The sequence below is a fragment of the Suttonella ornithocola genome (assembly GCF_001889065.1).
In the GTDB taxonomy this organism is placed as follows: Bacteria; Pseudomonadota; Gammaproteobacteria; order Cardiobacteriales; family Cardiobacteriaceae; genus Suttonella_A; species Suttonella_A ornithocola.
Genome location: NZ_LWHB01000069.1, coordinates 1 through 5543 on the forward strand (window position 1 = coordinate 1; position 5543 = coordinate 5543).

The 5543-nt window shown below is 38.5% G+C and carries 6 protein-coding genes; 5 read left to right on the forward strand and 1 reads right to left on the reverse strand.

What is annotated here, in order from left to right; genetic code table 11:
• The 5 genes from A5N85_RS05925 to purB form a co-directional block, all read left to right on the forward strand.
• A partial coding sequence (locus A5N85_RS05925; protein WP_072576410.1) for a GNAT family N-acetyltransferase occupies positions 1–373 on the forward strand: 373 nt, incomplete at its 5' end.
• Positions 374–548: 175 nt separating this feature from the next.
• Positions 549–1640 (forward strand): 3-phosphoserine/phosphohydroxythreonine transaminase, encoded by a 1092-nt coding sequence (gene serC / locus A5N85_RS05930; protein ID WP_072576411.1) that lies wholly within the window; start codon positions 549–551, stop codon positions 1638–1640.
• The gene (locus A5N85_RS05935) at positions 1637–2653 is read left to right on the forward strand and encodes a quinone-dependent dihydroorotate dehydrogenase (protein WP_072576412.1); all 1017 of its coding nucleotides are present in this window, start codon (positions 1637–1639) and stop codon (positions 2651–2653) included. The genes serC and A5N85_RS05935 overlap by 4 nt, the downstream gene beginning before the upstream one ends.
• Before the next feature lie 42 nt (positions 2654–2695).
• The gene (locus A5N85_RS05940) at positions 2696–3220 is read left to right on the forward strand and encodes a phosphatidylglycerophosphatase A family protein (RefSeq protein WP_072576413.1); all 525 of its coding nucleotides are present in this window, start codon (positions 2696–2698) and stop codon (positions 3218–3220) included.
• Between the two features lie 125 nt (positions 3221–3345).
• Positions 3346–4713, forward strand: a complete 1368-nt coding sequence (gene purB, locus A5N85_RS05945) for an adenylosuccinate lyase (RefSeq protein WP_072576414.1) — start codon at positions 3346–3348, stop codon at positions 4711–4713.
• 363 nt (positions 4714–5076) lie between these two features.
• Here the strand turns inward: purB and A5N85_RS15605 are convergent.
• Positions 5077–5543 (reverse strand): serpentine receptor Sra family protein (locus A5N85_RS15605; RefSeq protein ID WP_169818628.1); only part of this gene is annotated, 467 nt, incomplete at its 5' end.

Here is a 5543-nt window from a genome sequence, read left to right on the forward strand (position 1 = left end):
CATTAAACAAAAACATGCTTGGATAGGAAAACGCTCTTTAATTGACTGGCATCAACGCTTTATACAAACCCAGCCAATAATTGCTTATTTAAACCATACACCTGTTGGTTTTATTGAATTTGATAGACAAACTGGCCATATTGATTGTTTTTATGTTGACCCTAATTATCAACATAAAGGTATCGGTACAGCCCTTTTTCAGCATATTTACACATTAGCCAAAAACAATCATCTTACAGCTCTATCAGCAACCGTCAGTGATACCGCTTATTCTTTCTTTTTACATCACAACTTTAATGCCATAGAAAGACGTCATTATCAAAGAGAAGAAGTCTCATTACTGGCGACAGAAATGCTTCTATCACTAAAATGAAAAGTAAGACTGAACCATTTTCTCTACTTAAACACCTTATAATCCTTTACTAACTCTTGCTATATCCACAAACAATAAGCTAAAAATCCAAGAGATTATCACGCTTTTCCTCGCAATTAGTGAAACAAAAGACAAATCGCGTTATCATTGTTTCTCTATTATTAGGACAGCACTCATGACGCATCGAATTTATAACTTTTGTGCAGGCCCTTGCACACTTCCGCTTTCTGTACTTGAACAAGCTCAAGCTGAACTTCTTGATTTTCAAGGCAGCGGTATGTCAGTAATGGAAATCAGCCATCGTAGTAAACGCTTTGAACCACTACACGAAGAAACCGTAGAACTTGCTAGTAAACTGATTGCCGCACCAGATGATTTTCAATGCTTATTTTTACCTGGCGGGGCTAGCGAACAATTTGTTATGACAGCCATGAATCTTCTTGCTAATGGCGGAAAAGCAGCGATTGCAAACAGTGGCATTTGGGCAAACAAAGCACTCATAGAAGCCCGTCGAATTGGAGAAATGGAAGAAATTTGGAGTGGTGAGAGTACGCAATTTACTACTCTACCTTCTAACGATGAGCTAAAAGCACGATTAACTGATACACAATATAAATATCTACATCTCACCAGCAATGAAACCATCGGTGGTATTCAATACCATGAATTACCGACAGACTTATCAACGCCTTTAGTCATTGATGCCTCATCAGATTACTATACTCGCCCTATTTCGTGGCAATCTTGCGATATCGTTTATGGTGGCGCACAAAAAAATCTTGCCCCGAGTGGATTTGCCGTTGTATTTATCAGAAAAGCCCTTTTGCAAGACCATCCACATATCCCTAAATTCCTAACCTATAAAGCACATGCCGATGCTAACTCTTTATACAACACCCCCCCAACTTGGCAAATTTATCTTTTAAATGGCGTTTTAAAATGGATGCAAGGTAAAGGTGGCATTCCTTATTTCGAAGCACAAGCCAAACAAAAATCCGAAAAACTCTATCAAGCAATCGATAAAAGTGACTTTTATCAAAATAACATTACGCCAGTTTTTCGCTCTCGTACCAACGTTATCTTCCAAACGCCTAACGAACAATTAGATACTGAATTTTGGCAAACTGCAGAAAAAGAAGGACTTTCTGGACTTAAAGGACATAAATTGGTCGGCGGCATTCGTGCAAGTCTATATAATGCACTTGAAATATCTGCTGCTGATGCCCTAATTGACTTTATGAATACTTTTGAGAGAACACACGGATGAGTTTATACGCTTTTTTACGTCCGATGCTTTTTGGATTAGCCCCTGAAGCTGCCCATGAATTAACCCTCAAAACGCTCGCCAAAATGCCTAATTTAGCACCGAGTTGTGCTTACCAAGAGCCTGTTGCTCTTATGGGGTTAACCTTTCCCAATCGATTAGGATTAGCTGCTGGCTTAGATAAAAATGCCTTAGCCATCCCCGCTTTTGCGCGAATGGGATTTGGTTTTATTGAAGTGGGTACCATTACCCCTCGTGCTCAACCAGGTAATCCTAAGCCACGACTCTTTAGACTGCCAGAACAAGAAGCCATTATTAATCGTATGGGATTTAATAATGAAGGCGCAGAACGCGTTTGCCAACGTGTTGCAAAAGCGAGAGCACAACTCAAAGGAACACTTATTGGCATCAATCTCGGTAAAAATAAAGATACCCCTAATGAGCAAGCGTTGAAAGATTACCGCTCAGCCATGGATATCGCTTATGCACATGCAGATTATCTAACTATCAACCTCTCAAGCCCAAACACACAAGGGTTAAGAGAACTTCAGCATGGTGCAGCACTAAAACAACTACTCAAAGGACTCAAAAAAGCACAAACAGAAAATGCACAAAAACATAGCAAATATGTGCCATTAGTCGTAAAACTTTCCCCTGACAATACCATGAACGAATTGGATTTAACCTTAGTCAGTTTAGCTGCTGCACAAGTTGATGGCATTATTGCAACCAATACGACTATTGATAAAACTGCTGTCTCAGACCATCGTTATGGAAATGAGCAAGGTGGCCTATCAGGCAAACCATTAACAGAAAAAACGACTAATATTATCAAACATATCCGTGACCGATTACCTAATATGCCATTGATTGCAAGCGGTGGCGTAATGACTGCTAACGATTATCAAGCAAAGCTCACAGCAGGTGCTGATTTAGTCCAACTTTATACTGGGCTTATTTATCAAGGACCAAGGCTCATCCAAGATTGCTTTCAATCTACCATGCAAAAATTATGAATTTTCATTCCATTTCATATTTAATAGAAATATTTAGCTAATATGACAAAAAAGCATCCACATACCTTTAAAACGCTCATTAGAAATCCGATTCATTTCTTTGCATTTGGACTAGGCAGTGGGCTAATTACCCCTGCTCCTGGCACTTGGGGTAGCGTAGCTGGTGTCCTAATCCTATTGCCTTTTTGGAAACTACTACTAGCAAGCCCTATCATTGCTTGGCTATTGCTCATAGTGGCATTTTTATTAGGTTGCTGGTTATGCGATAAAACAGAAAAAGACATTGGTACACATGACTTAAGCAATATCGTTTGGGATGAATTTATTGGTGTGTGGCTAGTGATGCTTGCCCTACCAACAACGCTAATTGCTCATTGGGGTATGCTATTAACCGCTTTTTGTGCTTTCATCAGCTTTCGGATTTTTGACATTCTCAAACCACCGCCAATCAAACAACTTGACCGCTACGCACCAGGCGGATTTGGCGTAATGATAGACGACATTGCTGCTGCTGGTTTTGCGCTTATCCCTTTATGGGTGATTCCGTGGATACTAGATTACTTTTAATTCTTGCTTATGATACCAAGCGATATCTAACGAATGACTTATAGCCAATCTATTTCTGCTATGAAATAACTTCTATCCAGCTGCTATAAATATTTTTACTCTATACTTTTCATAGGAAAAAGACGATGAATCTTACTGCCCTTACTGCAATATCTCCCATTGACGGTCGATATGCTGATAAAACTGCAGATTTACGAGAAATCTTTAGCGAATACGGTCTCATTAAATACCGCTATCGCGTTGAATTACGTTGGTTGCAAACCTTAGCCAATCATCCTGATATTCAGGAGCTTTCCACACTCTCTCAACAAGCCAATGCGTTTATTGAGCAGCTAATTACAAACTTCAACCTTGAAACGGCAGAAGCCATCAAAAATATCGAAAAAACCACTAATCATGATGTAAAAGCCGTAGAGTATCAGCTAAAAAAAGATTTATCTGCCAATAACGAATTAGCAGAAAAAATTGAGTTCGTTCACTTTGCCTGTACCAGTGAAGACATTAATAACTTATCTTACGCATTAATGTTAAAAGAAGGCTGCACATATCTCTATCAGCATTATCAAAAAATAGTAGAAAGATTAGAAACATTAGCAAAAAATGAAGCCAATACCCCAATGCTTTCTCGAACGCATGGTCAACCAGCAAGCCCTACTACTTTGGGAAAAGAAATTGCTAACGTCCTTTACCGATTAAAAAGACAATTATCCCAACTAGATAAACAAGCATTCCTAGGAAAAATTAATGGTGCGGTAGGTAACTTTAATGCGCACCAATCCGCTTATCCAAATATTGATTGGCCAGCAACGGCTCAACAATTTGTCGAAGAACAATTATCACTCACTTACAACCCGCTCACCACTCAAATTGAACCACACGACTATATTGCAGAACTAATGCATACCATTAGCCGGTGTAATATCATTTTGCTTGACCTCTGCCGAGATATTTGGACATATATTAGTCTTAACTATTTCAAACAAAAAATGGTTGCTGGAGAAGTAGGCTCTTCTACTATGCCACATAAAGTCAACCCAATTGATTTTGAGAATGCTGAAGGCAATTTTGGTATTGCTAATGCACTTGCAGAGCATCTTGCGCACAAACTTCCTCTTTCAAGGATGCAACGCGATTTAACGGATTCAACCGTGCTACGCTCTTTAGGAAGCGCCTTTGCTTATACCACGATTGCTTTAACTTCTCTATCAAAAGGATTAGGAAAATTAGAAGTAAATCATGAGCGTTTAGCACAAGATCTTGCAGAAAATCCTGAGGTATTAGGCGAAGCGATTCAAACTGTTATGCGCCGATACGATATTCCTGAGCCGTATGAAAAATTAAAAGCGCTCACACGTGGACAAAAAATTACCCCAGAAACTTTAGCAAACTTTATTGAAACTTTAGAATTACCTGAAGACGTTAAGATAACCTTAAAACAACTCACACCAGCTCGCTACATTGGTCTGGCAGCAGAATTATCAAGTATTCGGTAATATATAGTGCGATCAGCTAAAAAACAAAACATCCTATAGCCCTTATCTAGCCATTCTGGCGGTAGATAACGTTCTGTTTTTTAGCTGATTTGACTATAGCAGGACTCCCGAAAAATGCATACCGTACTTGGAGATAGGATACTTGTTTTCAAGATAAGACCTTTGCAAAAAAACATAAAATAGAGAAATTTCAATTTTTTAAATTTTGAAAATATATTAAAATCATGGTGTTAATTTTCTACTAGTAGCAGAAATTAGTGTAAAACGGAATTTTACAAAGGTCTCAAAATAAAAAAACCACTGTTAATACAGTGGTTTTTTTATACATATTAAAAGAGAAATATCGCTAACGCAAAATAGAAATTAATCTTCTTTGCTACGTCTTTTGCCTCTTGCTCGGCTACCCATGAGCAAACCAAAAACAGCTGCGCCTAATAAAATTTTACCAGTATTATTTCTAGTCGCACGATCAAATTTCTGTTTTGCATGAATCACATTTGTCGCGCTTTGCTCTACAAAATTTCTCAATCCTGTCGGAGCGCCAGATAAGTCTGGCAATAAACTGCTTGCAGGTTTTTTACGTTTACTACGAATATAGGCGATTAACCATAGTAATACCGCTAATACGATAAAACCGATTGCAAAGCAGCCATTCACTTCCATTGGCTTCAAAAAGCTCGAAAGATATTGATGTAGCGTAATAAGTGCAAAAATACTTGCAATTAACCCCATCACACCGGCTACCGCTTTCAAAGCAATATTTTTAGGCGCTTGACTATTTTTAAGCCCTGCTTCCAATGCAAATGGAAGCAGGAGTTTGAATAAACGAG

Coding starts and splice junctions, on each gene's coding strand:
- purB (WP_072576414.1), top strand. CDS start 3,346: ATGAATCTTACTGCCCTTACTGCAATATCTCCCATTGACGGTCGATAT.
- A5N85_RS05935 (WP_072576412.1), top strand. CDS start 1,637: ATGAGTTTATACGCTTTTTTACGTCCGATGCTTTTTGGATTAGCCCCT.
- A5N85_RS05940 (WP_072576413.1), top strand. CDS start 2,696: ATGACAAAAAAGCATCCACATACCTTTAAAACGCTCATTAGAAATCCG.
- serC (WP_072576411.1), top strand. CDS start 549: ATGACGCATCGAATTTATAACTTTTGTGCAGGCCCTTGCACACTTCCG.